Annotated in this window: 21 protein-coding genes; 3 read left to right on the forward strand and 18 right to left on the reverse strand. The window is 72.8% G+C overall.

Annotated elements, in window-relative coordinates; all coding sequences use genetic code 11:
* Window positions 1–10 precede the first annotated feature (10 nt).
* From CS0771_RS36495 to CS0771_RS36570, 16 genes are all read right to left on the reverse strand, one after another.
* A complete protein-coding gene (locus CS0771_RS36495; protein WP_203741009.1) occupies window positions 11–769 on the reverse strand; it encodes a cell division protein SepF in 759 nt (252 codons plus the stop codon).
* 168 nt (window positions 770–937) lie between these two features.
* A complete protein-coding gene (locus tag CS0771_RS36500; protein ID WP_212845215.1) occupies window positions 938–1,675 on the reverse strand; it encodes a YggS family pyridoxal phosphate-dependent enzyme in 738 nt (245 codons plus the stop codon).
* A 123-nt stretch (window positions 1,676–1,798) separates the two neighbouring features.
* Window positions 1,799–2,908 (reverse strand): cell division protein FtsZ, encoded by a 1,110-nt coding sequence (gene ftsZ, locus CS0771_RS36505; RefSeq protein ID WP_144121468.1) that lies wholly within the window; start codon window positions 2,906–2,908, stop codon window positions 1,799–1,801.
* Window positions 2,909–3,174: 266 nt separating this feature from the next.
* Entirely contained in the window at window positions 3,175–4,005 is an 831-nt protein-coding gene (locus tag CS0771_RS36510) for a cell division protein FtsQ/DivIB (protein ID WP_212845216.1), read from the reverse strand.
* Window positions 4,005–5,474, reverse strand: coding sequence for a UDP-N-acetylmuramate--L-alanine ligase (gene murC, locus CS0771_RS36515; protein ID WP_212846253.1), 1,470 nt, complete (start codon window positions 5,472–5,474; stop codon window positions 4,005–4,007). The genes CS0771_RS36510 and murC overlap by 1 nt, the downstream gene beginning before the upstream one ends.
* Before the next feature lie 26 nt (window positions 5,475–5,500).
* Window positions 5,501–6,631 carry an undecaprenyldiphospho-muramoylpentapeptide beta-N-acetylglucosaminyltransferase gene (gene murG / locus CS0771_RS36520; RefSeq protein WP_203741002.1) on the reverse strand — a complete coding sequence of 377 codons (1,131 nt, stop codon included), beginning with the start codon at window positions 6,629–6,631 and terminating at the stop codon, window positions 5,501–5,503.
* The gene (locus CS0771_RS36525; protein ID WP_212845217.1) at window positions 6,631–8,094 is read right to left on the reverse strand and encodes an FtsW/RodA/SpoVE family cell cycle protein; all 1,464 of its coding nucleotides are present in this window, start codon (window positions 8,092–8,094) and stop codon (window positions 6,631–6,633) included. The genes murG and CS0771_RS36525 overlap by 1 nt, the downstream gene beginning before the upstream one ends.
* A 74-nt stretch (window positions 8,095–8,168) precedes the next feature.
* Window positions 8,169–9,569 carry a UDP-N-acetylmuramoyl-L-alanine--D-glutamate ligase gene (murD, locus tag CS0771_RS36530; protein ID WP_212845218.1) on the reverse strand — a complete coding sequence of 467 codons (1,401 nt, stop codon included), beginning with the start codon at window positions 9,567–9,569 and terminating at the stop codon, window positions 8,169–8,171.
* 5 nt (window positions 9,570–9,574) lie between these two features.
* Window positions 9,575–10,684: a phospho-N-acetylmuramoyl-pentapeptide-transferase gene (gene mraY / locus CS0771_RS36535; protein WP_212845219.1), complete on the reverse strand. Its 1,110-nt coding sequence runs from the start codon at window positions 10,682–10,684 to the stop codon at window positions 9,575–9,577.
* Window positions 10,681–12,108 carry a UDP-N-acetylmuramoyl-tripeptide--D-alanyl-D-alanine ligase gene (gene murF, locus CS0771_RS36540; RefSeq protein WP_212845220.1) on the reverse strand — a complete coding sequence of 476 codons (1,428 nt, stop codon included), beginning with the start codon at window positions 12,106–12,108 and terminating at the stop codon, window positions 10,681–10,683. Before murF ends, mraY begins: the two co-directional genes overlap by 4 nt.
* Entirely contained in the window at window positions 12,105–13,700 is a 1,596-nt protein-coding gene (locus CS0771_RS36545) for a UDP-N-acetylmuramoyl-L-alanyl-D-glutamate--2,6-diaminopimelate ligase (protein WP_371821534.1), read from the reverse strand. Before CS0771_RS36545 ends, murF begins: the two co-directional genes overlap by 4 nt.
* 37 nt (window positions 13,701–13,737) lie before the next feature.
* Window positions 13,738–15,996: a penicillin-binding protein 2 gene (locus tag CS0771_RS36550; protein ID WP_244871243.1), complete on the reverse strand. Its 2,259-nt coding sequence runs from the start codon at window positions 15,994–15,996 to the stop codon at window positions 13,738–13,740.
* A 116-nt stretch (window positions 15,997–16,112) separates the two neighbouring features.
* On the reverse strand, window positions 16,113–16,661 hold the full coding sequence (locus tag CS0771_RS36555; protein ID WP_212845222.1) for a hypothetical protein: 549 nt from the start codon (window positions 16,659–16,661) through the stop codon (window positions 16,113–16,115).
* A gap of 38 nt (window positions 16,662–16,699) precedes the next feature.
* On the reverse strand, window positions 16,700–17,686 hold the full coding sequence (gene rsmH, locus CS0771_RS36560; protein WP_212845223.1) for a 16S rRNA (cytosine(1402)-N(4))-methyltransferase RsmH: 987 nt from the start codon (window positions 17,684–17,686) through the stop codon (window positions 16,700–16,702).
* A gap of 202 nt (window positions 17,687–17,888) precedes the next feature.
* Window positions 17,889–18,320, reverse strand: a complete 432-nt coding sequence (gene mraZ / locus CS0771_RS36565) for a division/cell wall cluster transcriptional repressor MraZ (protein WP_203740985.1) — start codon at window positions 18,318–18,320, stop codon at window positions 17,889–17,891.
* Between the two features lie 496 nt (window positions 18,321–18,816).
* Window positions 18,817–19,089, reverse strand: a complete 273-nt coding sequence (locus CS0771_RS36570) for a hypothetical protein (protein ID WP_212845224.1) — start codon at window positions 19,087–19,089, stop codon at window positions 18,817–18,819.
* Between the two features lie 197 nt (window positions 19,090–19,286).
* Here CS0771_RS36570 and CS0771_RS36575 point away from each other — a divergent pair, with 197 nt between their 5' ends.
* From CS0771_RS36575 to CS0771_RS36585, 3 genes are read left to right on the forward strand one after another with little or no spacing between them, the layout of a single operon-like run.
* The gene (locus CS0771_RS36575; RefSeq protein ID WP_212846255.1) at window positions 19,287–20,534 is read left to right on the forward strand and encodes a MurT ligase domain-containing protein; all 1,248 of its coding nucleotides are present in this window, start codon (window positions 19,287–19,289) and stop codon (window positions 20,532–20,534) included.
* The gene (locus tag CS0771_RS36580) at window positions 20,527–21,234 is read left to right on the forward strand and encodes a type 1 glutamine amidotransferase (protein ID WP_371821535.1); all 708 of its coding nucleotides are present in this window, start codon (window positions 20,527–20,529) and stop codon (window positions 21,232–21,234) included. The genes CS0771_RS36575 and CS0771_RS36580 overlap by 8 nt, the downstream gene beginning before the upstream one ends.
* Window positions 21,231–21,986 carry a TVP38/TMEM64 family protein gene (locus tag CS0771_RS36585; RefSeq protein WP_244871245.1) on the forward strand — a complete coding sequence of 252 codons (756 nt, stop codon included), beginning with the start codon at window positions 21,231–21,233 and terminating at the stop codon, window positions 21,984–21,986. The genes CS0771_RS36580 and CS0771_RS36585 overlap by 4 nt, the downstream gene beginning before the upstream one ends.
* Here CS0771_RS36585 and CS0771_RS36590 read toward each other — a convergent pair whose 3' ends face one another.
* Complete coding sequence (locus CS0771_RS36590; RefSeq protein WP_244871246.1) at window positions 21,987–22,400, reverse strand: PIN domain nuclease; 414 nt, start codon at window positions 22,398–22,400, stop codon at window positions 21,987–21,989.
* Window positions 22,397–22,603, reverse strand: a complete 207-nt coding sequence (locus CS0771_RS36595) for a hypothetical protein (RefSeq protein ID WP_212845225.1) — start codon at window positions 22,601–22,603, stop codon at window positions 22,397–22,399. The genes CS0771_RS36590 and CS0771_RS36595 overlap by 4 nt, the downstream gene beginning before the upstream one ends.
* Between the last annotated feature and the right edge of the window lie 18 nt (window positions 22,604–22,621).

Genomic DNA, 22,621 nt, shown 5'->3' on the forward strand with positions numbered 1-22,621 from the left:
TAGGGCTGGCTTACTGGTTGAGGTACCCACCCTCGGCGATCTTGGCCTTGTCCTCGGCGGTGACCTGGACATTGGCCGGTGAGAGCAGGAACACCCGGTTGGTGACGCGCTCGATCGTACCCCGCAACCCGAATGCGAGTCCCGCCGCGAAGTCAACCAGACGCTTGGCGTCCGCCTCGTCCATCTCCGTAAGGTTCATGATCACCGGCGTGCCGTCCCGGAACCGCTCCCCGATCTGCCGCGCCTCGTTGTACGTGGTGGGATGCAGCGTGGTGATCTGCGGCCGGCGGTCGTCCTCGACCGGCGGCGCCACCCGCTGCTGGGGCTGCACCTGGGGCGCGAGCGCCAGGTTGTCCCGCGTGGCGGTGGTGGTGGCCGACGCGGCCGGCGCGGCGGTCAGCGGACGGGTTATCGGGCGCACGGTGGCCCGCTCGGCCCGCGCCGCCTCCAGGCGCGCCTCCACGTTCAGCCGCGTGGCCTCGGCCCGCGCCGACTCGCGCGCGGCCTCCAGCCGGGCCGAGCCGCTGCGGTCGACCGCCATGCGGGTGCGCGGCACCGACGGCGCCTCGTCCAGGTCGTCGTCGTCCTCGAAGTCGTCGTTGTACCGACCCCCGTCACGCGAGTAGCGGTCCTCCGCCCGGTCGCGGCGGCCCCCGCGGTCGCGGTAACCGGAGGTGTATCCCTTGTCGTAGGCAGCGTCGTCGTACTCGTGCTCGTCATCGTCCTCGACCAGCCCGAGCCAGACACCCGCCTTCCGCAGTGCGCCCATTGCCGCGCCCCTCCGTCCGCCGTGCGGCACAAACCCCCGTGCCTGTGCCGCTCTCGCGCAGCCACCGGCTCTCCATAAAGCCCGCCACGAGGCCGGTGCCTGCCGCACCTACATCTTCACTCACATGGGTTAACCACACTCGTGTAATTTCGGTGCCTCGCCGCCAGGCTACCGCAGGGGTGGTCGCATTCCGAGCAATGCGCTGCCGATGCGCACATGTGTCGCGCCGCACGCCACGGCCTCGTCCAGATCGTCGCTCATGCCCGCGGAGACCACCGTCGCATCAGGATGCTCCGCCCGGATCAGCGCGGCGCACCGGGCCACCTCCGCGAACGCCCGCTCGGGCGCCCAGTCCAGCGGCGCCACCGCCATCACGCCGCGCAGCCGCAGGTGGGCGGCCTCGGCCAGCGCCGCCGCCACCCGCCGCAGCCCGCGATCCGGATCGTCGCCCTCGGCCAGCGCGCCGCCGCGCTCCGGATCACCGTCCACACTGAGCTGCACCAGCGCGTCCAGCGGGCCGGGGCGGCCCTCGCCGGCCGCACGCGCCGCGGCGGCGTCCAGGGCGGACGCCAGGCGCACCGAGTCGACCGAGTGCACCATCGCCGCGTACGAGGCCACCGAGCGGGCCTTGTTGCGCTGCAGCTGCCCGATGAAGTGCCAGCGCAGGTCCGCCCCTGCCGCCGCGGTCTCGGCCGCCTTGGGGGCCGCCTCCTGGTCCCGGTTCTCCCCCACGTCGGTGACGCCCAGGGCGGCCAGGTGCAGCACGTCGGCGGCCGGGTAGGTCTTGGTCACGGCGACCAGGGTGATCTCGCGCGGGTCCCGGCCCGCCTTCGCCGCGGCGGCCGCGATGCGCTCGCGTACCGCCGCCAGGTTCGCCGCGATCTGCTCGCGCCGCTCGTCCGTCACGATCCACCCCACCCGCGCTCGAAGCTCCCGCCATGCTGTTCTTACCGCATGGCAAGAGCTTCGATCACGCAGGCCGGGCCCTAGGACCCGTTCTTCCGGCTGAGCCGGCTGCCTCCTGAAGAACTAGGAACCGTTCTTCAGGAAGTCGGGCACGTCCACGTCGTCGAACAGCACCTTGCGCTGCGACTGGGCCGGCGGGGTGCTGGTGGGCGTCGGGTGGCGCAGCGTGGGCGCCTCCACCGGCGGGGTCACCTTGCGGGGGATCTCGACCGGCTTGTACGACGGCGAGCCGCCGTCGAAGCCCGCCGCGATCACGGTCACCCGCACCTCGTCGCCGAGCGCGTCGTCGATGACCGCGCCGAAGATGATGTTCGCGTCCGGGTGGGCCGCGTCGGTGACCAGCTGCGCCGCGTCGTTGATCTCGAACAGGCCGAGGTCGGAGCCGCCCGCGATGGACAGCAGCACGCCGCGCGCGCCGTCCATGCTCTGCTCCAGCAGCGGGCTGGAGATGGCGCGCTCGGCCGCCTCCACCGCGCGGTTGTCGCCGCGGGCGCTGCCGATGCCCATGAGCGCGCTGCCCGCGCCGCTCATGACGCTCTTGACGTCGGCGAAGTCCAGGTTGATCAGACCCGGCGTGGTGATCAGGTCGGTGATGCCCTGGACACCGGACAGCAGCACCTGGTCGGCCTGGCGGAACGCGTCCATCATGGTGATGCCGCGGTCGCCCAGCGCCAGCAGCCGGTCGTTCGGGATGACGATGAGCGTGTCGCACTGGTTGCGCAGCTCCTCGATCCCGGACTCGGCCTGCACCTGGCGGCGCTTGCCCTCGAACGAGAACGGCCGGGTCACCACGCCGATGGTCAGCGCGCCGAGCTTGCGGGCGATGTTGGCCACCACGGGCGCGCCGCCGGTGCCGGTGCCGCCGCCCTCGCCGCAGGTCACGAAGACCATGTCGGCGCCCTTGAGCACCTCCTCGATCTCGTCGCGGTGGTCCTCGGCGGCGTTCTTGCCCACGTCGGGGTTGGCCCCGGCGCCCAGGCCGCGGGTCAGCTCCCGGCCGACGTCGAGCTTGACGTCGGCGTCGCTCATCAGCAGCGCCTGCGCGTCGGTGTTGATGGCGATGAACTCCACGCCCTTGAGGCCGACCTCGATCATGCGGTTGACGGCATTCACGCCACCGCCGCCGATGCCGACGACCTTGATGACCGCGAGGTAATTGTGCGGAGGTGTCATCGGACCCTTCCTTCGAGGCTCTTGTGCCACAAGGGCGAGGGCAGCGCCCCCACCCGGCCTGTCGTGCCGCAACGGCGGGGCGGACCCCGGTCGCTGCCGCTCCGGCAGAGGGTCGGGCGGAAACCCTAAACCTCTACTAGAGCCTTACGGTTATGTCAATCATTGTCTTGTACGAAAACGTAAGCGTCGGCACGCCGTGATCCAAGGACCATCACGGCGTGTCTCGTCTTCCATAATGGAGACCTCGTGCACACCGCCCGGCCGGGTCAGCCGAGGGTCACGACCTCGGGCACGCCGCTGACGTCGATGCGCTTGTCCGGCTTGGCCAGCAACGCGGTCGCCACCTTCGCCTTCATCTCGCTCTCCTCAGCGTCTCCCCAGGTCACGACGCGGTCGCCGCGCAGTTCCAGCCGGATCCGGGCCGGACCCTCGACCACCAGTGTGACCAGTTCGGAGCGCAGGCGCTCGCCGAGCGACCGCAGCACCACGAGCGCCGACTGGGTCGAGGTGTCCTGCGGACCCGGCGTGGCCAGCTCCACCCGGGCCACCCCGGACGGCACGCTGGTGACCGTACGGTAGATCACACCATGATCATCGAAAAGATCGTACTTCTTTCCGTTGGGCACCGCGCCCACCGGCGAGCGCTCCACGATCTCGATGACCAGAGTGGACGGCCAGCGCCGCGACACGGTGACCTCGCGGGCCGGCGGCAGCTTGGCCACCCGGTCGCGGACCGCGTCGGTGTCCACCCGGGCCAGCGGGGTGCCGTCGGGCACCGCCGCGGCCGCGACCACCTGGTCGGCCTCCAGGACGAGAGCACCCTCGACCCAGACGTCGTGTACGCCGAGCACGGGCGAGACGAAGATCAGCCAGCCCAGCGTGCCGACGGCCAGCAGCCCGGCCAGCGCCATGCCGAGTCGGGCCACGATCTGCCGGCGCCGGCGCACCCGCCCCGCCCGGGAGAGCGGGAGGCGGGCGCGCCGTGCGCCGTACTGCTGCATGAACCGCCGCACCCAGGGCGGGATCGCGTCGGTGCCCGCCCGCACCAGCCGCCAGCTGCGGCGCGAGCCTGCCGAGGGGTCCCGGCCGTCCGGCATCAGCCCTGCTCTCGCGCGTCCGGCGAGGCGTGGCGGGCGACGTAGCCGTTCGGCGAGGGGGCGTCGCCGCGCGCGGACAGGGCCGGCATGAGCTCGTCGCCCATCAGCGAGATCGGCGGGGCGCCCATGGTCACCACGACGTCGCCCTCCCGGACCCGCCGCACCACCTCGCCCGGCACGTCCTCCCAGGACGGCACGAACACCTTCTGCGCCTCGGGCAGCGGGATCGCCGCGGTCAGCGCCACCCCGCCCTCGCCGGGCTCGCGCACCTCGCCGGGGCCGAAGACCTCCATGATCACGGCCTCGTCGGCCAGCGACAGCGCGGTCGCGATCTCGGCCTGCAGGTCGCGGGTGCGGTACATCCGGTACGGCTGGAAGACCACCACCAGGCGGCCGTCCCCGGCCACCTCGCGCAGCGTCTGCAGCGCCGCGGTCATCGAGGTCGGGTGGTAGGCATACTCGTCGTAGACGCGTACGCCGTTGACGATGCCCTTCAGCTCGAAGCGCCGCCGCACGCCCGGGTGCGCGGCCAGCGCGGCCGCCACCACCTCCGGGTCCAGGCCCAGCTTGAGCGCGGTGAGCACCGCCGCGGCGCTGTTGAGGCCGAGGTGCCGCCCCGGCACCGGCATGGAGAACTCGCCCAGCTCCTTGCCGTCCAGCGCGGCCAGGTAGCGCACGCCCGCGGCGGTCGTGGTGATCTCGGTGACCCGCAGGTCCGCCTCGGGCGACTCGCCGTAGGTGAACACCGTGCGGCCCAGGTCGCGCAGCCGCGCGGTGACCCGCTGCGCGCCCGGGTCGTCGGCGCAGGTCACCACGAAGCCGTCGGCCTCGATCAGGGTGCCGAACTCGACGAACGCGTCCTCCAGGTTGGCCAGCGTGCCGTACGTGTTGAGGTGGTCCTCCTCCACGTTCGTGATGATCGACACGTGCGGCCGGTAGAGCAGGAACGAGCGGTCGCTCTCGTCGGCCTCGGCCACGAAGTACTCGCCGCTGCCGTGGTGGGCGTTCGAGCCCACCTCGGAGATCTCGCCGCCGATCACGAACGACGGGGCCAGCCCGGCGTGCTGCAGGATCAGCGTGATCATCGAGGTGGTGGTGGTCTTGCCGTGGGTGCCCGCCACCGCGATGGTGCGCCGGCCGGTCATCGCCGCGGCCAGCGCCTCCGAGCGGTGCAGCACGCGCAGCCCGCGCCGGCGCGCCTCGGCCAGCTCCACGTGATCGGCCGGGATCGCGGTCGAGTAGATGACCGTGTCCACCCCGTCCAGGTTCGACACGTCGTGGCTCATGTAGATGGTGCCGCCCAGCGCCCGCAGCGCGGCCAGGTGCGGCCACTCGCGCAGCTCCGAACCGGACAGCGGCACGCCGCGGGTGAGCAGCAGCCGGGCCAGCCCGCTCATGCCGACGCCGCCGACCCCGATCATGTGCACCCGGCCCAGGTCCTCCGCGGTGAGCACACCCGCCGGGATCATCTCCGCCGTCTCCACTGCACGCCTCCCTAGTTCCGCTTCGCCGACGCCAGCGCGTTCAGCAGGAACGAGCGCAGCTGCTCGTCACCGTCGCGCCGGCCGTACGCGGCCGCCGCGTAGCCCATCGTGGCAAGCCGGGACGAGTCCGTCACCAGCGGCAGCACGTTCTGCTCGATCCACTGCGGGGTCAGCTCGGCGTCGTCCACGATAAGTCCCCCACCAGCCTCAACGACCGGGAGGGCGTTGCGCCGCTGCTCGCCGTTGCCGTATGGCAGCGGCACGTAGATCGCGGGCACCCCCAGCGCGGCGGTCTCCGCGCAGGTGATCGCGCCGCCCCGGCACAGCGCCAGGTCGGCCGCGGCGTAGCCCAGCTGCATCTCGTTGATGAACTTGACCCGCACGTACGGCGCGTCCAGCCCGCTGGGCACGTCGAAGTCCTCGTTGCGGGCGCCGATCACGTGCAGCACCTGCACCCCGGCCGAGGTCAGCGCCTTCGCCGAGGCGGCCACGGCCAGGTTGATCGAGCGGGCGCCCTGCGAGGCGCCGAACACGAACAGGGTCGGCCGGTGCGGGTCCAGGCCGAAGTGGGCGCGGGCCTGCTCGCGCAGCGCGACCCGGTCCACCGTCGCCAGGGACTGCCGCAGCGGCACGCCGACCACGGTCGCGTCACGCAGCGCCTCGTCCTGGCGCGGCTGGTGCGGGAAACCCACCGCGACGTTGTCGGTGAACTTCATGCCCAGCTTGTTGGCGATGCCGGCGGGCACGTTCACCTCGTGGATCACGATCGGCGTGTGCCGCCGCCAGGCCGCCAGGTATGCGGGCACGGAGACGTACCCCCCGAAGCCCACCACCGCGTCGGCCTGCACCTCGTCCATGATCGCGCGCGCCGCCTTGGTCGACCGGTACATCCGGTCCGGGGTGCGCAGCAGGTTCATGTTCACCGAGCGGGGCAGCTGGAACGCCGGGACGTGGCGCAGGTCGTAGCCCGCCGCCGGGATCAGCTCGGTCTCCAGGCCGCGCGGCGTGCCCAGGCAGGTGATCCGGATGTCCGGATCGTGGCGGCGCAGGCAGTCCGCGAACGCCAGCAGCGGGTAGATGTGCCCGCCGGTGCCTCCGCCGGCCAGCACCACCGATCGCAGTCGACCGTCACCTTGCACCATCAGCGTCTCCTCTCGCCCGTACCGCCGCCCCCGCCGGCCGCAGGCTCCTTCGCCTGCCCGGTCTTCGCCTTCGCCGCCGCCGTCCCCGTGTCCGGCGACGCCGCCGCGTCGGCGGGTCGCGCCGGCGCCGGCAACGGTGGCAACGGCGCCCACACTAGCTGGACCCACTTCGGGGCCGGACGGGCATGCAGGGCTCGGGCCGCGTCGGGCTCCGCGCGGGCGAACGACGCGAGCATGCCGACCGCGGCCAGGGTCACGATCAGCGCGGTGCCGCCGTCGGAGATGAACGGCAGCGGCAGGCCGGTGATCGGCAGCAGCTTCACCACCCCGCCGATGTTGATCACGGCCTGGGCGACCAGCCACAGCGTCACCGCGCACGCCGCCATCCGGCGGAACGGGTCGTTGACCCGGCGCGCGATGCGCAGGCCGGTGTAGGTGAGCACGGCGAACAGCGACAGCACCACCAGACAGCCGACCACGCCCAGCTCCTCGGCGATCACCGCGAAGATGAAGTCGTTGTGCGCGCTGGGCAGCCAGTTCCACTTCAGGCTGCTCTTGCCCAGCCCGACCCCGAACCAGCCGCCGTCGGAGATCGCCAGCAGGCCCTGCTTGGCCTGCCAGCAGGAGTCGTCCCGGCCCGGGCAGTTGATGATCTCGGCGTCGTTCTGGAAGAACGCGCCGAACCGGTCGGAGCGGTAGCCCGAGCGCCCCGGCGCCACGATGAGCAGCGCGATGCCGGCCAGGCCCGCGCCCAGCAGCATGCCGAAGTAGCGCAGCGGCACGCCCGCCGCCCACAGCAGGCCGATGAACAGGATCAGCAGGCAGAGCATGGTGCCCAGGTCGGTGTAGCCCACCAGCACGAACAGCAGGCCCACCAGGGGGAACAGCGGGGTCAGCAGCTCCTTCGGGTGCACGATCGCCCGGCCCTTGCGGGTCAGCACGTCCGCGCCCCACAGCACCAGCGCGAACTTCGCCAGCTCCGACGGCTGCAGCTGCACCGGCCCGATGTACAGCCACAGCGTCTCGGAGTGGATGAAGCCGATCGCCGGCTGCGGCAGCACCTTCGAGGCGTACAGCAGCGCGATGCCGTCCATCAGCACCAGCAGCACGATCGAGACCGTCAGCGCGACCGGCGCCATGGCCCGGAAGGTGCGCCGCGGCAGGCGCTGGCACACCCAGAACGCGGCCAGGCCGATCACCGCGGCCACCACCTGCTGCGCGATCACCGAGAACGCGTTGCCGCTGGCGTTGTACGCGGCCACGCTGGTCGCCGAGTAGACCATCGCCAGGCCGATCATCAGCAGCAGGCCGGCGCTGGCCAGGAGCAGGTAGTACGACGCCAGCGGCCGGGACAGCAGCCCGCGCAGCGCGGCCGCCCAGGTGAACAGGTCCGCCCGCAGCGCGCGGGGGGCCGGCGTGCCCGCCTCCGCGGGCGGCGCTGCCGTACGGGCGTCACCGGACATCGTGCGGACTCCGATCTCGGCGGCTGCGGACGGGGTGCTGTTCGGTTGTCCCGGCGGGGCCGGTGCGGTGCGGGTCAGGCCGCCGGGGCAGGCAGGGCGCGCACCGCCTCGGCGAAGGCGTCGCCGCGGCGGGCGTAGCTGGGGAACATGTCGAGCGAGGCGGCGGCGGGCGCGAGCAGCACGGTGTCGCCCGGCTCGGCCAGCCGGGCGGCCGCGGCCACGACCTCCGCCATCGCCCCATCATCGGTGCGGGCGACGTCCACCACGGGCAGGTGGGGCGCGTGTCGCGCGAGCGCCTGGGCCACCTCGGCGCGGTCGACGCCGAGCAGCACGGCGCCGGACAGCCGGGGCGCGATCCGGGCCACCAGCTCGTCGATGTCGACGCCCTTCAGCTGCCCCCCGGCCACCCACACGATCCGCTCGTACGAGGTCAGCGAGGCCGCCGCCGCGTGCGGGTTGGTGGCCTTGCTGTCGTCGACCCAGCGCACGCCGCGGACGGTGGCCACGGTGGCGTTGCGGTGCGGCTCGGGCACATACCCGGCCAGGCCGCGCCGGATGGCGTCGTGGGAGACCCCGGCCGACAGGGCGAGCGCGGCGGCGGCCAGGGCGTTGGCGACGTTGTGCGCGCCGACGGGCCGGATGTCGGCCAGGGTGGCCAGCTCGTGGGCGTCGCCGTCGCCGGTCCGGTCGACGAGCACGTCCTCGACCACGCCGACGCAGCCGGGCGGCGGCACGTCGAGGGTGAAGCCGACCAGGCGGCCGGGCACCCGGGCCGCGTGCAGGCCCTCCAGCAGCGTCCTGACGCGCGGATCGTCGAGGTTGCCGACCGCCGTGCCCCCGGTGTGCGCCGAGCGCCACACGGCGGTCTTGGCGCCCGCGTAGTGGTCGAAGCCGCCGTGCCAGTCCAGGTGGTCGTCGGCGAGGTTGAGCAGGGCGCCGCCGTCCGGGGCGAGCGTCGACGACCAGTGCAGCTGGAAGCTGGACAGCTCCACCGCGAGCACCTCGTAGCCGCCGGGGCCGCCGCCCTGCGCGTCGACCAGCGGCATGCCGATGTTGCCCAGGGCGGCGGTGCGCAGCCCGGCGGCGGCCAGCATCGACGCCAGCATGGTGACGGTGGTGGTCTTGCCGTTGGTGCCGGTGACGGCGAGCCAGCGGGGCGCGTCCGGGCCGCGCAGGCGCCAGGCCAGCTCCGGCTCGCTGTACACCTCGATGCCCGCCGCCGCGGCGGCCCGGGCCAGCGGGTGGTGCGGGGGGAAGCCGGGCGAGACCACCAGGTGGTCCACGCCCGACAGCAGCTGCCCGGGGTCGGGCTCGCCGATGATCACCGCGATGCCCGCGTCGGCCAGGCGGTCGGTCTCCGCCGAGGCCGCCCGGTCCACCACGGTCACCTTGGCGCCGAGGCCCGCCAGGGCGGTGGCGCAGGCGGCTCCGGCCACCCGCGCCCCGGCCACCAGCACCGAACGGCCCTCGTACATCCGTGTCACCCCATCACGCGCAGGAAGTCGCTGTAGAAGATGCCCAGGCCGATCGCCACCCCGATGCCTCCGATGATCCAGAAGCGGACGACGATGTTGACCTCGCTCCAGCCTGCCAACTCGAAATGATGTTGTAGCGGCGACATGCGGAAGACACGTTTCCCGGTGGTCCGGAAGGAGATCACCTGGATCACCACGGACATCGTGATGATCACGAACAGGCCGCCGATGATCAGCAGCAGGACCAGCGTCCGGGTGGACATGGCCAGGCCGGCGATGAGACCGCCCAGCGCCATCGAGCCGGTGTCGCCCATGAAGATCCGCGCGGGCGAGGTGTTCCACCACAGGAAGCCGACGAGCGCGCCGGCCGCCGCGGCGGCGATCATCGCGATCTCCAGCGGGTCGCGCACCGTGTAGCAGTAGTTGGCCGCGTTCTTCGCGTAGCCGTCGGTGTCGGCGCACCAGTGCTGGTACTGCCAGGCCGCGATGAAGCTGTACGCGCCCAGCACCATCACCGAGGTGCCGGTGGCCAGGCCGTCCAGGCCGTCGGTGAGGTTGACGCCGTTGGTGGCGCCGAGCACGACCACCACGAACAGGATGACCGCGCCGACCTTGCCGACGTCCATCCAGTCGATGTCCCGGATGAACGAGATCTTGGTCGAGCCGACGGTGTAGTTCTGCGTGCTCGGCTCGCTCAGCGCGATGATGCCGAACACCGCGCCGACCAGCAGCTGCCCCAGCAGCTTGCCGCGCTTGTTGAGGCCGCCGCTGTTGCGCCGGCGCACCTTCAGGAAGTCGTCGATGAAGCCGACCGCGCCGGAGAAGACCATCAGGCCGAGCAGCACAAGCGCGGTGATGGTCGGGGTGACCTGCGCGATCTGCTTCTCCGGGAGGGTGGTGAGGCTGAGGTGGGCGACCACGTACGCGATGACGGTGCCGATGATGAACACGACACCGCCCATCGTGGGCGTGCCCTTCTTGCTCAGGTGGGCCTGCGGGCCGTCGGTGCGGATCGGCTGACCCGCCTTGAGCCGGGTGAAGGCCTTGATGGCAATGGGGGTGCCGAAGAGGGATATCGCGAACGCCACCAGGATCGCGACGATGATGGATCTCATCGGTGGCCGTCTCCATTGCTCGCGCCGAGGTCGGCGCGCGTCTCGCGCAGTGCGTCCACCACATCCCAGGTTCGGTAACGCGAACCCTTAACCAGCACGACGTCCGCGGCCCGCAGCCGCTCCCGCAGCACGCCGATCGCCGCGGCCTGATCGCTGACCAGCACCGACTCACCTTCCCAATGCCGCACCGAGGCCGCGCCGTCGAGGATCGGCGCGGCCGACTCGCCCACCACGATCAGCAGGCCGACGCCGAGCGTAGCGGCCAGCGCTCCCACCTCGGCATGGCCGTCGTGCTCCGCGGCCCCCAGCTCGGCGTGGTAGCCGAGCACCGCCACGGTGCGCCGGCCCGCCGGGCCGTCACCACCGCCGAGGGTGTGCAGCGCCCGCAGCGCCGCCGCCGTCGAGGCCGGATTCGCGTTGTACGAGTCGTCGATGACCGTGACACCATCGGCACGGTCGAAAACATCCATCCTTCGGGTCGAGAGCGCGCGCAACCGGGCCAGCGCCCCGGGCAGTTCGGACCACGCCATGCCGCAGCGCTGTGCCACGGCCGCCGCCAGCAGCGTGTTGCCGACCTGGTGGGCGCCGGTCAGCCCCAGCTCCACCCGCGCGGACTCGCCATCACCCACCAGGGTGTACGCGGGACGCCCGCGCTCGTCCAGCACCACGTCCACGGCCCGCAGGTCCGCGCCCTCGGCCTGGCCCGCCAGCACCACCGGGGCGGGGGTGACCGCCGCCATCGCCGCGACCCGGGGGTCGTCGGCGTTGAGCACCGCCAGCCCGTCCGCGGGCAGCGCCTGCACCAGCTCCGACTTGGCCGTGGCGATGCCCTCGACCGAGCCGAACTCGCCGATGTGCGCCACGCCCACGTTGACCACCACGCCGACCGACGGCGGGGCGATCTCGCACAGGTCCTTGATGTGGCCGATGCCGCGGGCGCCCATCTCCAGCACCAGGAAGCGGGTGTCCGCGTCGGCCTGCAGCACCGTGTACGGCAGGCCCAGCTCGTTGTTGAAGGTCCCCGGCGGGGCCACGGTCGGGCCGAGCCCGCCCAGCAGCTGCCCGATCAGGTCCTTGGTGGTGGTCTTACCGGACGAGCCGGTGATCCCGACGACGGTGACGTCGAGCCGGTCCAGCACGGCACGGGCCAACCGGGCCATCGCGGCCAGCGGGTCGGCCACCACGATGACGGGCACGCCGAGAAGCGGGCGGGTGCCGAGCACCGCGGCCGCACCGGCGGCCAGCGCGGCGGGCGCGAAGTCGTGCCCGTCGGCCTTCTCCCCCGCGAAGGCGACGAACAGCCCGCCCGGGCCCACCTTGCGCGAGTCGAACTCGACGGTGCCGGTCACCCGCGCCTGCGGGTCGGCCCCGTGCAGCTCACCCGCGACCGCCTCAGCGATCTCGGCCAGGGTCAGCGGGATCATCGGACCTCCTCCTGCGGTACGCCGCCGAATCGCGCGGTCAGCGCGGCGGCCAGCTCGATCCGGTCGTCGAAGGGGTGGATCTGGCCCTGGATCTCCTGGCCGGTCTCGTGGCCCTTGCCGAGCAGCGCGATCACGTCGCCCGCGGCGGCCCGCGCGACGGCCTCGGCGATGGCGGCCCGGCGGCCCGCGATCTCGACCACCTCGGCGGGGGCGCCGGCCGTGCCCGCGAGCACCCCCTGCCGGACCAGCGCCGGGTCCTCGGTGCGCGGGTTGTCGTCGGTGACGATGAGCAGGTCGGCGCCGTGCGCACCGGCCGCGCCCATGTGCGGGCGCTTGCCGGTGTCGCGGTCGCCGCCCGCGCCGAGCAGGGCGATCAGCTGCCCGCCGCGCGCGTCGGCCAGCTGCCGCAGCGCGAGCAGCGCCGCCTCGATCGCGCCGACCTTGTGCGCGTAGTCGACGACGCCGATCACCGGGCCGGGCGCGGGCACCCGCTCCAGGCGGCCGGGCACCCCCGGGCAGGCCGCGACGCCCGCGGCGGCCACGGCCGCGTCCACCCCGACCGCGGTCAGGCAGGCCAGGGCCAGCAGCGCGTTGGCGACGTTGTGCAGGCCGGGCAGGCGCACGCCCGCGGCGACCCGGCCCACCGGGCCGACGGCGGTGAAGCGCTGCCCGAAGTCCTCCTCGGCGACGCCCTCGGCATGCCAGGTGGCGGACGGGTCGCCCGCGGCCGAGTAGGTCACCGTGGCCGGGCGCAGCAGCGGCTTGAGCGCCGGGTCGTCGAGGTTGAGCACCTCCACCGCGCAGCGGCCGTCGAACAGCCGCGCCTTGGCCTGGAAGTAGTCGTCGGAGTCGGTGTGGAAGTCCAGGTGGTCGGAGCCGAAGTTGGTCCAGCCGCCGACCGCGAAGCGCACCCCGCCGACCCGGCCCATGACCAGCGCGTGGCTGGACACCTCCATCACCACCGCGGTGACGCCCCGCTCGCGGGCCAGCGCGAGCATCGCGTGCAGGTCGGTCGCCTCGGGGGTGGTGCGCACGCTGTTCACGACGAGGTCGCCCAGCCGCGTCTCCACCGTGCCGATGAGCCCGGTGACGTGACCCGCGGCGCGCAGGCCCGACTCGACCAGGTACGCCGTGGAGGTCTTGCCGGCGGTGCCGGTCAGCCCGATCACGGTCATCCCGGACGTGGGCGAGCCGTAGACCGCGTCGGCGACCGGCCCCAGCGCCTCCCTGGCGTCCGCGACGACGAGGACCGGCACCCCGGCCTCCCGCGCGGGCGCGACGCCCGGGTGGGCCGCTCCGGCCGCGTCGGTGAGCACGGCGACCGCGCCGCCCGCCAGCGCCTGGGCGGTGAACTCGGCGCCGTGGCGGCGGGCGCCCGGCAGGGCCGCGTACAGGTCGCCGGGCCGCGCCTGGTCTCCGGCGTGCGTCACCCCGGTGACCGTGGTCCCGGCCGGCGCCTGGGCCCCCACGAGGGCGGCGAGCGTGGCGAGGTCGACCGGCGTCACGCGGGCGGGCCGCAGCGGCGCGGAGGTGGAGCTGTGATTCCCGGGCACGGCGCTAGACCTTACCCGCTGGGCCATGACGTGCCGCACACCTGTGCCCGCTGTGTCTGACTTCTAACGACATTGATCAGTAATGCGTCACGAACTCGGGCGACTTGACGGTGCTCGGCAGCACCTTGAAGTGCCGCAGCGTGAACGCCATCGTGTCGCGGAACGCCGGGCCCGCCACCCTGCCGCCCGCGCCGACGCCCGGCGTCTTGACGAAGACCGCGATGACGTAGCGCGGGTCCTCCGCCGGGGCCATGCCGATGAACGAGCCGACCTCGCCCTTGACGTACTTGCCGTCGACCACCTGGGAGCCGGTACCGGTCTTGCCCGCGATGCGGTAGCCGGGCAGCGCCGCGCTGTGGCCGGTGGCCTGGTCGGCGCTGGTGACCGCCTCCATGATCTCGCGCAGCGCGGCCGCGTTCTCCGGGCTGATGACGCGGTGCGACTTCGGCGGGGCGGGCTCGGTGACCTTGCCGTCCGGCGCGATCGTCTTCCGGATCAGGTGCGGCTGCACCCACACCCCGTCGTTGGCGATCGCCGCGTACGCCGCGGCCATCTGCAGCGGGGTCACCGCCATCTCGTGGCCGATCGGGATGGAGCCGTACGACGTGCCGCTCCAGTCCTCCGGCGCCTGGAGCATGCCGGCCGACTCGCCGGGCACCCCGATGCCGGTGGGCTGGCCGAGGCCGAACAGCTTCTGGTACTCGTACAGCTTCGCCGCGCCCAGCTTGTCGGCGATCTTGATGGTGGCCACGTTCGAGGAGAACGCCATCAGGCCCGGCAGCGTGATCTTCGTGCCCTCGGGCAGCTGGTGGCTGTCCCAGTAGGTCTGCGTGCCCTTCTTGATGCTCGGGCCGACCTTGACCGTGGAATCCGGCTCGACGACGCCCTCCTCCAGCGCCGCCGACAGCACGATCGCCTTGTGCACCGAGCCCGGGTCGACCACCATCGAGCTGGCGTTGTCGGCCAGCTGCTCCGGCTTGGCGTCGAACGGGTCGGCCGCGTTGAACGTCGGGTAGCTGGCCTGGGCGATCAGCTCGCCGGTGCGGGCGTCCAGCACCACCGCCGCGCCCCAGATCGCCTTCACCTTCTGCATGTTCTCGAACAGGATCTTCTGCGTCTGGTACTGCACGTCCCAGTCGATGGTGAGCATCAGCGAGCTGCCCGGCTGGGCCGGCGTCTCCTTGCGGTAGCCGCCCGGGATCGGCTTGGCCAGCTGGCCGTTGCCGGTCTCGTACACCAGCTCGCCGTTGCGGCCGCGCAGCACGTCGTCGAAGCGGGCCTCGATGCCGGTCAGGCCGTTCATGTCGGTGCCGGTGAAGCCGATCAGGTTGGCGGCTAGATCCTGGCCGGGCAGGTCGCGACGCTCGTCGCGGTCGACGATGATGCCGTCCAGCTTCAGTGCCCGGACGGTGTTCGCGGTCTGCACGTCGAGGCCGCGCAGCAGCCAGCGGAAGCGGATCTTCGCGCCGCTGACCTCCTGCCGGCCCTTCTGCAGCAGCGGCTCCAGCTCCGAGGGCGCCTTGCCCAGCAGCGGGGCCAGCGCCACGGCGGTGCCCCGGACGTCGGTGACCAGCTCCGGATCCACCCCGACGAAGCGCGCCTCCACGCTCTTGACCAGCACGGCGCCGTCGCGGTCGTAGATCGCGCCGCGCGGCGCGGGCAGGCCCACCTCGTCGAGGCGCTCCTTGAGCCCCGCCGCGGCGAACGCGGGCGCGTCGGTCAGCTGGAACTGCACCAGCCGGATCCCGATCACCGCGAACAGGATCAGCGACAGGGCGGTGGCCAGGCGCAGGCGGCGGCGCGGCTCGCCCATCTTCGGCGGCTCCGGCGGGGGCGCGCTGGGGCGCCCGCGGCGCTGGTCCAGCCGGCCCCGGCCGGGCGGCAGCCGGTCGCCGCGGCGCGGGTCACGCGCGGCTGTCCGCGTACGCTCGCCGAAAGCCGGTCGGCCCACCCCGGGACGCCCGCGGCCCGCGGCGCCCGCCCCGGCGCGACGCCGTGGCGGCTCCGGCGCGAAGTCCTCCTCGTAGTCGTCCTCGTCGCGGCGCGGCCGCTGCCGTGGCGCGCCCGTCACCCGGCCCAGGCGCTGCGGCGGACGGCCCTCCTCGGCCCGGCCGCCGCGCACCATGCGCAGCTCCGCCCGGCGCCGCTGCAGCTCCGCCTCGGCCTGCGGGTCCGGCGCCTCGTCCGGGGCGGTCCGGCCGCGCGAGCGGCCGTCGTGCTCGGCCGGCAACCCGTCACGCGTGGTCCGGCCCCGCGGCGTGAAGGCGCGCGCGTCACCGATGCCGCTGCGGCGCCCCCGCCGCTCGGCCGGCTCGTCAGTGTCGCGTCGCGCCATGGTCTCCCCTTGGTCCGGCCGGCCCGGCGCGCCGACGCCGCGGCCCGCCGTGTCCGCTTTTCATGCGAACGGGCTCCGGCGCGGTCCCTCGCGAGGACCGTGCCGGAGCCCACTGCTCACTGGCTGGTGATGCTCGGCTTGCCGGTGGCCGGCTGCGGCACCCCGATGATCTTGCCGTCGGGCAGCCGGATGAAGGCGGGCGCACCCGCCGGCACCAGGCCGAGCCGCTTGGCGGCCGCATCCAGGTGACCCGGCGACTCCGCCTGCGCGATCTCCTGGCTGATCTGCTGCTCGCGCAGGTCGAGCTGCTGCTGCTGCTTCTTCATCTCGGTCAGCTGCATACCGCCCTCGGCGATCTTGGTGTTGAGCACCAGGATGCCGAGCACGCCGGCCACCACGACCAGCACGATGAGCAGCACGAACGGCGTTCGCGGCGCCGCCACCGGCATCGGCGGCGCCAGCCGCAGCCGGGGACGCCGCGCCTCCTGCGGCGTCGCGGCCTCCGGCTGCACCGCGAGCGCGGCACTGCCCACCGTCCGGTAGCGGCCCGAACGGCTCTCACTGCCCACCGTCGCCTGCTGCGTCACGGCCCGACCCCCCGGTCGCGACGCCTCCTGCGACGGCGTAGTGCTGCGGCGCGATGCCCGCAGCGGTGTCACGTTCATCCCTACCCCCTTTGCTCGCAGCTTCGGCGGTCCCCCGGTCAGGGACCCTGTTTCTGTTCGATCAGCTGTGCGGCCCGCAGCCGCACCGACGCCGCCCGCGGGTTGCGGGCGACCTCCTCCTCTGACGGAAGCTCTGCCCCACCCCGAGTGAGCAGCCGCAGAGTCGGCCCGGTGCCCGGCAGCTCGACCGGCAGGTCCACCGGTCCGGTGCTGCGGGCGCGGGCCGCGAAGGCCTGCTTGGTGATCTTGTCCTCGAGGGAGTGGTACGACAGCACCACCACCCGCCCGCCGGGCGTCAGCACGTCGATCGCGGCCGGCAGCGCACGTTCCCACGTGGACAGTTCACCGTTTACCTCGATACGCAGTGCCTGAAACGTCCTTTTGGCCGGATGTCCCCCGGTCCGCCGGGCGGGCGCCGGGATCGAGTCCCGCACCAGCTCGGCCAGCAGCGCCGACGACGTGATGGGCGCCTTGGCACGCTCGCGCACGATCGCCGCCGCGATCCTGGACGCGAACCGCTCCTCCCCGTAGACCCGCAGCACGCGGGACAGCTCCTGGGCGGAGTAACCGTTGACGATGTCCTGGGCCGTGGTGCCCGAGGTCTGGTCCATGCGCATGTCGAGCGGGGCGTCCTGGGCGTAGGCGAACCCGCGGTCCGCCTCGTCCAGCTGCAGCGAGGAGACGCCGAGATCGAACAGGATCCCGTCCACCTTCTCGATGCCCAGCTTCGGCAGCACCTGCGGCAGCTCGTCGTAGACCGCGTGCACCAGGTGCACCCGGTCGCCGAACCGCTCCAGCCGCCGGCCGGAGTGCGCCAGCGCCTCGGTGTCGCGGTCCAGACCCACCAGGATCGTCTCCGGGTGCGCCGTCAGCACGGCTTCGGCGTGACCGCCGAGCCCGAGCGTGCCGTCGACGTACACCGTGCGGCCGGTCGGCGGGTGGCCGGGCCGGTCCAGGGCGGGGGCCAGCAACTCCAGGCATCGATCGAGCAGAACCGGCACGTGCTTGCCGCGCGGCTCCACCATCTCGACCCCCCTGTGTTTCGCTGTGCCTCGTCGTACCGCCAGATCCCCAACCGCTTCCCCGTTCCCGCCCTCGTCGCGGCCGAGGGTGAGAGCGATGCGCCTGGCGTCGGGGAAGTGACGCCAGGTGCCGGAGCGGGTGGAGATCTCGCGGTACGACTTCCGAGCCCGGCGTGCCGTTCGCGCGCGTGCCGGACCCCCGTCCTCACAGACCGCCGGGCAGCACCCCCTCCTCGATGTCGGCGAACTCGTCCTCGTTCGCCTCGAGGTAGGTGTCCCAGGCCGTCTTGTCCCAGACCTCGACCCGGGTGCTGGCTCCGATGACCACGAGATCCCGCTCGAGTCCCGCGTACTCCCGCAGGTGGCCGGGGATGGTGACCCGGCCCTGCTTGTCAGGGATCTCGTCGTGGGCACTGGCGAAGAACACCCGGCTGTAGGCACGGGCGGCCTTGTGCGTCATCGGCGCCTCGGCCAGCTGGCCCGCGATGCGCTGGAACTCCGGCGTCGGAAAGACGTAGAGGCAGCGCTCCTGCCCTTTGGTGATCACGACACCTCCTGCCAGCTCGTCCCGGAACCGAGCGGGCAGGATCAGCCGGCCCTTGTCGTCGAGCTTCGGAGTATGGGTGCCCAGAAACATCGGCCCCCACCCCCTCCAACACCGACACGGGCGTCTGCTCGCTTCGCGGACGAGCCGACGACCGTAGCCCCCGGGGCCGGCGGACCCCCAGGCCCGCCATTGCGCCCCACTTTACTCCACTTCCCTCCACGGTCAATGCGGATTCAGCCTTCCGGGTGCGGTTGCGCTCCACATAGGCGCAGCTCATGGCCGTAAACGACGAGTGGAGGGCGGCGCGCCGCGTTACCAAGGTCATCTTTTTGACACCCGATTCCGGCGCAGCAAAAGGCACCCTCCGTCGCCACACAATCACCCGGAGGTGGTAAATGCGGTGACAGAGGGTGCCTGTCAGCTGTCTTTCAGTTTCCTACCTATTGACACCCGCGAGTGCGCTTTATCGATGATCGCGGTTTCGTGTCCAGATGTGCGGTCAGAGCGCAGGTTTGGACACGAAACAGCGATCATGACGCGGTACGCCACGGCGTGCCGCCCGCGATGCTGCGGGCCGGAGTCGCGGTCAGTCTTCCGTGGCGGTGTCGGTGTCGGTGTCGTCCTCGTCCGTCGTGGCGGCAGGGATCTCGGCGATGTCGTCGGTGGTGGAGTCGTCGCCTGACGGGCGGCGCTGGTCGCGGCGGGACGGGCCTTCGCTGCCGGCGGCGGCGCTGGCCGAGGTCTTGTCCGAGCTGGGAGCGGGTTTGGCGGCGGGGGCGCCGAGCAGGCTGATCGCGGCGATACCCGCGCCCAGGCCCAGGAGCAACCGGGCGGGCCGCCGCTCAGGGAGTTCGAGCACAGCATTTCCTTCCGGGGTCACCGGTGTGCGTACCACCGGCATGCTGCCAAGCCGATGCAAGGCCGCCAGATGGTTTTACCCCTTCAGGCCCGATTCGCGCAATACGCAGGGATAACACGGAGTGCGCCAGTGGTTCACGCCACAAGCCGGGCGCCCGGCCGGAGTCAGGTAGCCTCTCCGGCGTGACGGAGAAGAAGCTGCCGCTGCGCGCCTCACTGGCGGCGTCGGTCTCACGGACCGCCGCGGCGTTGTCGCGCGCGACCGGCCGGGGCGACGGTTCGGTCATCGGCGGGAAGATCGGCATGATGATCGACCCGGACCTGCTCGCCCACCTGGCGGAGGGCCGCCGCATAGCGCTGGTCTCCGGCACCAACGGCAAGACCACCACCACCCGGTTCACGGCAGCGGCGGTCGGCGTGCTCGGCGACGTCGCCACCAACTCGTTCGGCGCGAACATGCCCACCGGGCACACCTCCGCGCTGGCCCGCGCCGGCGCGACGCCGTACGCCGTGCTGGAGGTCGACGAGCACTACCTCGCGCAGGTGCTCAAGGCGACCCATCCGCTGGTGGTGGCGCTGCTCAACCTGTCCCGCGACCAGCTCGACCGGGCCAAGGAGGTGGCGATGATGGCGCAGCTGTGGCGCGACGCCCTCGCCGCCCACCCGGACGTGCACGTCGTCGCCAACGCCGACGACCCGATGGTGGTGTACGCGGCCGCCGCGCACGCCGCAGCCGCGGGCACCGGCGGCGTCACCTGGTTCTCGGCCGGCCAGCGCTGGCGCGAGGACGCCCACGTCTGCCCCGCCTGCGGCGCGCACATCGAGCGCGACGAGGCGGACGAGGACGCCTGGCGCTGCGCCAACGGCGACCTGACCCGGCCCGCGCCGCAGTGGACCGTCGACGAGAACGCCGTGGTCGACCCCGACGGCATCCGCCACGAGGTCAAGCTCCAGCTCCCCGGCAAGGTCAACGTCGGCAACGCGGCGACCGCGCTGGCCGTGGCCCACCACTTCGGGGTCTCCCCCGCCGACGCCGCGCCCAAGCTCGGCGAGGTGGCCAGCGTCGCCGGCCGCTACGCCCAGGTCGACCGCGACGGGCGCAACATCCGCCTGCTGCTGGCCAAGAACCCGGCCAGCTGGCTGGAGGCGTTCGACATGGCCGAGCAGCAGCCCACGCTGCTGTCGATCAACGCGCGAGACCCCGACGGCTTCGACACCAGCTGGCTGTTCGACGTCGACTTCGCCCCGCTGCGCGGCCGCCAGGTGCTCATCACCGGCGACCGGGCCTTCGACCTCGCCGTCCGGCTCCAGGTCAACGACGTGCCCTTCACCCACGTGAAGACATTCGAGGAGGCGGTCGCGGCGGTGCCGCCGGGCCGGCTGGAAGTGATCGCGAACTACACCGCGTTCCAGGACATCCGAGCGGAGTTGGATCGAGTTGTCTAGCGCACTCCAGATCGTCTGGGTCTACCCGGACCTGCTGTCCACGTACGGCGACCGCGGCAACATGCTGATCCTGGCGCACCGCGCCAAGGCGCGCGGCATCCCGGTGGAGACCGTCGAGGTCCGCTCCGACCAGGCCCTGCCCGAGGGTGACATCTACCTCATCGGCGGCGGCGAGGACGGCCCCCAGGCGCTGGCCGCACAGCGGCTCAACGCCGACCGCGGCCTGCACCGCGCCGTGGACCGCCGCGCCGTCGTGTTCGCCGTCTGCGCCGGCTACCAGCTGCTCGGCAACAGCTTCTTCGCCAAGGGCGCCAAGTGCGACGGCCTCGGCCTGGTCGACCTGCACTCCGACCGCGGCGAGACCCGCGCCGTCGGCGAGCTGGCCGGCGACATCGACCCGGAGCTGGGCCTGCCCATGCTGACCGGCTTCGAGAACCACGGCGGGCGCACCCACCTCGGCCCCGGCGTCAAGCCGCTGGCCCGGGTCCGCGCCGGCATCGGCAACGACGGTGTCGGCGAGGGCGTGTGGGCGGGCACCGTCATCGGGACGTACTCGCACGGCCCCGCGCTGTCGCGCAACCCCGCCCTGGCCGACCTGCTGCTGCGCTGGGCCACCGGCGAGGAGAACCTGGCCGCCGCCGACGACACCTGGCACACCCGCCTGCGCAGCGAGCGCCTCGGCGCCGTGGGACTCGTGTGACGCGGCTGGATCCCTCGGCCGGCGCCGACGCGCAGGCCGAGGACTCGGGGACCGGCACCACCGCGACCGCGAAGCGCTCCGGCGGGGCGGCGGCCGCCGTGGCGACGCACTGGCCTCGGCTCGTCGCGCTCGTGCTGCTCGTCGCGGGTGCGGCGGTCGCCGCGTGGCAGCTTCCCCTGGAGCGGCTGCCCGCGTGGGTCGACCAGCTCGGCCCGGCCGCCCCGGCGGTCGCGGTGGGCATCGCGGCCCTGCTGCTGTGCGCGCTGGTGCCGCGTACCGCCGTCTCGCTGGGCTGCGGCGCGCTGTTCGGCGCGGTGGCCGGGGCGACCTGGTCGCTGGCGGCGGCGCTGATCGCGGCGGTGCTCACCTACGCGGCGGGACGCTGGGCAGGGCGCGACTTCGTGTCGGCACACGCCGGAGATCGCCTCTCCCGGATCGACCGCTGGCTGACCCGGCGCGGGCTGCTCGCCGTGATCGTCGTCAGGCTGCAGCCGATCGCGCCGTTCGGACTGGTGGGGTACGCGTACGGCACCTCCACGGTGCGGTTCCGCCACTACATCCTGGGCACCGCGCTGGGCGGGCTGCCCAGCTCGTTCAGCTACGCCACCATCGGGGCGGCGGCGATCGCCCCGCACTCGCTGAGCTGGCTGACCTTCATCCCGGCCGCGACCGGCATCCTGATCAGCGCCGCGGCCGCCCTGCACTGGCGCCACCAGTCCCGCTCCGCCCCCGCCCGCCCGGCCACGGCCTGATCAGTCGGCGATTCCTGCCGGAACGACCCACTTGGTGGGCTGGCCGGTGACCGTCGCGATGGTGTCGAAGTCGCGGTCGTAATGCAGCACGGTGAGCCGCTGCAGTTCAGCCGTCGCCGCCAGGAGCAGGTCGGGGATGGACGCCGCCCGGTGCTGCCCGCGCCGCGCGAGTTCGTGCTGCACCTCGGCCGCCCGATCCCAGGCCCGTTCTGCCACCGGGACCCAGGTGAACGCCAGGCGGAAACGCTGTGCGCCCGCCTCGTACTCGGCGAGGTTGCGTGCGGAGTAGAGCGTCTCCAGCTCGGAAACCGGGCACATCGCGACCCGGCCGGCTTCGATCAGCGGACCCAGCACCGCCAGCACCGCGGGATGGCGGAGCCGGTGGAGGGCGCTGGTGTCGATCAGATACGTCACGACCAGGCTGCGGCGCGTACCTCGTCGTCAGCGAGGTCGCCGAAGGCTCCACCGGCGAACATCTCGATGACGTCGCGCCGGGCCTTCGCGGCGATGACCTCGCGGATCGCGAGACGGACCGCTTCGGTGTTCTTGCTGGTCCCCAGGATGTCCTTGGCCTGGGCGAGTTCTTCCTGGTCGATGTCGACTAGCACTTGCGTCACCACAGGCTCCGATCTTTA

The organism is Catellatospora sp. IY07-71 (genome assembly GCF_018326265.1).
In the GTDB taxonomy this organism is placed as follows: Bacteria; Actinomycetota; Actinomycetes; order Mycobacteriales; family Micromonosporaceae; genus Catellatospora.

Bases quoted from the DNA above. Each gene is read 5' to 3' on its own strand.
- CS0771_RS36525 (WP_212845217.1), bottom strand. From the start codon at position 8,094: ATGTCCGGTGACGCCCGTACGGCAGCGCCGCCCGCGGAGGCGGGCACG.
- CS0771_RS36510 (WP_212845216.1), bottom strand. From the start codon at position 4,005: ATGCCGGACGGCCGGGACCCCTCGGCAGGCTCGCGCCGCAGCTGGCGG.
- CS0771_RS36555 (WP_212845222.1), bottom strand. From the start codon at position 16,661: ATGAACGTGACACCGCTGCGGGCATCGCGCCGCAGCACTACGCCGTCG.
- rsmH (WP_212845223.1), bottom strand. From the start codon at position 17,686: ATGGTGGAGCCGCGCGGCAAGCACGTGCCGGTTCTGCTCGATCGATGC.
- mraY (WP_212845219.1), bottom strand. From the start codon at position 10,684: ATGAGATCCATCATCGTCGCGATCCTGGTGGCGTTCGCGATATCCCTC.
- murG (WP_203741002.1), bottom strand. From the start codon at position 6,631: ATGGTGCAAGGTGACGGTCGACTGCGATCGGTGGTGCTGGCCGGCGGA.
- CS0771_RS36550 (WP_244871243.1), bottom strand. From the start codon at position 15,996: ATGGCGCGACGCGACACTGACGAGCCGGCCGAGCGGCGGGGGCGCCGC.
- murC (WP_212846253.1), bottom strand. From the start codon at position 5,474: ATGATCCCGGCGGGTGTGCTCACCGCGGAGGACCTGGGCCGGGTGCAC.
- mraZ (WP_203740985.1), bottom strand. From the start codon at position 18,320: ATGTTTCTGGGCACCCATACTCCGAAGCTCGACGACAAGGGCCGGCTG.
- murD (WP_212845218.1), bottom strand. From the start codon at position 9,569: ATGTACGAGGGCCGTTCGGTGCTGGTGGCCGGGGCGCGGGTGGCCGGA.
- murF (WP_212845220.1), bottom strand. From the start codon at position 12,108: ATGATCCCGCTGACCCTGGCCGAGATCGCTGAGGCGGTCGCGGGTGAG.
- CS0771_RS36495 (WP_203741009.1), bottom strand. From the start codon at position 769: ATGGGCGCACTGCGGAAGGCGGGTGTCTGGCTCGGGCTGGTCGAGGAC.
- ftsZ (WP_144121468.1), bottom strand. From the start codon at position 2,908: ATGACACCTCCGCACAATTACCTCGCGGTCATCAAGGTCGTCGGCATC.